Origin of the sequence: Olsenella sp. CU969 (assembly GCF_905219715.1) — a bacterium.
Lineage (GTDB): Bacteria > Actinomycetota > Coriobacteriia > Coriobacteriales > Atopobiaceae > Granulimonas > Granulimonas faecalis.
The window spans coordinates 1-1,746 of record NZ_CAJMXC010000148.1; the positions used below are offsets into that span (position 1 = coordinate 1).

Below are 1,746 nucleotides of genomic sequence, written 5' to 3' on the forward strand. Positions count from 1 at the left end.
CCCGGGAGCTGGGGCGCATGGCCAGGGAGGGGCTGGTGGCGGTGGCGGGCCGGAGGTTCAGGATAGGGGGCTGAGGGGCGAGGGATCCCTAGACGCAGGCCGCCGAGATGGCGTCCTTGAGCTCGTCGATGCCCTGGCCCTTCTCGGCCGAGGTGACCAGGACCGTCTCCGGGTCGATGTCGAGCTCCCGGGCGATGAGGGCCCGCTGGCGCTGCTGCTGGGCGCGGCTGAGCTTGTCGGCCTTGGTGAGCACCACCACGAAGGGGAAGCCGCCCTCCTTGAGGAAGCCCACCATCTCGTNGTCGNNCTTCTGGGGCTCGTGGCGNANGTCCACGAGCGAGACCACNAGGTTGAAGCTGCGCTCCTNGTCGAAGTAGCCGCCNATGAGGTCNGNCNAGCGTCTCTTCTCCGCGGCGCTCACCTTGGCGAAGCCGTAGCCCGGCAGGTCCACGAGGTAGATGCCGTCCACGTCGTAGAAGTTCACCGTGGCCGTCTTGCCCGGCTTGGAGCTCACCTTGGCGAGGGCCCTGCGNCCCACGAGGCGGTTGATGAGCGACGACTTGCCCACGTTGGAGCGCCCNANCACNGAGANCTCGGGTCGCTTGGCCTCGGGGATCTGATCTGGGGTGCCATAGGCCGCGCAGAACCGCGCGTGGGTGAAGTCGATCTTTTCCAAGGGTCCTCCCGGGTCGTCGTCTTGGGCCATGATACCCGCTCGGCCGCCTCAGGCGGTGCGGCCGCCCCCCCGAAGGCCCTGCAAATGCCGGACTCTTCTGTAAAAAAGGTGCGCGACCCTGAAGAGTGCCCAAAGCGGCAACAATCCATCTTGATAAACATAGAATGGGGCCAACCAGACGGCTGAACCGGGTTTGAACGCCCGTTCGTGACCCCTCAAACGGAAAGAGGTTTCCATGGACACCAAGATCCAGGAGCGCGCGCAGCTCTGGAAGGAGAACGTCGACGAGCCCGAGCTCGCCGCCGAGCTTGCCGACCTGCTTGCCAAGGACGACGACTCCATCGTCGACGCCTTCTACCGCGACCTCGAGTTCGGCACCGCCGGCCTCCGCGGCGTGCTGGGCGTGGGCACCAACCGCATGAACGCCTACACCGTCTCCCAGGCCACCCAGGGCCTGGCCGACTACCTCAACGCCCATTGCGAGAACCCCACCGTCGCCATCATGCGCGACTCCCGCAACAAGGGCGACGAGTTCGTGAAGGCCGCTGCCGGCGTGCTCGCGGCCAACGGCATCAAGAGCTTCGTTGCCCCGCGCATCGAGCCGGTCCCCGTGCTCTCCTTTACCACCCGCCACCTGGGCTGCGACGCCGGCATCGTGATCACCGCCTCCCACAACCCCGCGCCCTACAACGGCTACAAGGTCTATGGCCCCGACGGCTGCCAGATCGCAAACGAGGCCGCCGACGAGATCCAGGCCTCCATCGACGGTACCGACATCTTCGCCGGCGTCCGGTCCATGGACTTCGGCGAGGCGCAGGAGAAGGGCCTTGTCGAGTGGGTCGGCGACGACGTCATCGACGCCTACCTCGACGCCATCCAGACCGTCTCCGTGCCCGGCTGCGTGGCCGAGGACGGCTCCTTCAATGTGGTCTACACCCCGCTCAACGGCAGCGGCCTCGAGTGCGTCACCAAGTTCCTGTCGCGCGTTGGCATCGACAACGTCGTCGTGGTGCCCGAGCAGAGGGAGCCTAACGGCCACTTCCCCACGTGCCCCTAACCCAACCCCGAGA

General features: G+C 66.6%; 2 protein-coding genes. One reads left to right on the plus strand and one right to left on the minus strand.

Annotation, left to right across the window (positions count from 1 at the left end; all coding sequences use genetic code 11):
- Positions 1-88 precede the first annotated feature (88 nt).
- On the minus strand, positions 89-706 hold the full coding sequence (yihA, locus tag JX283_RS08270) for a ribosome biogenesis GTP-binding protein YihA/YsxC (RefSeq protein ID WP_204830149.1): 618 nt from the start codon (positions 704-706) through the stop codon (positions 89-91).
- Positions 707-911: 205 nt separating this feature from the next.
- On the opposite strand from yihA, the gene JX283_RS08275 reads away from it, so the two are divergent.
- Positions 912-1,733, plus strand: coding sequence for a hypothetical protein (locus JX283_RS08275; RefSeq protein ID WP_204830150.1), 822 nt, complete (start codon positions 912-914; stop codon positions 1,731-1,733).
- The last annotated feature ends 13 nt before the right edge of the window (positions 1,734-1,746 follow it).

Bases quoted from the DNA above. Each gene is read 5' to 3' on its own strand.
- JX283_RS08275 (WP_204830150.1), top strand. From the start codon at position 912: ATGGACACCAAGATCCAGGAGCGCGCGCAGCTCTGGAAGGAGAACGTC.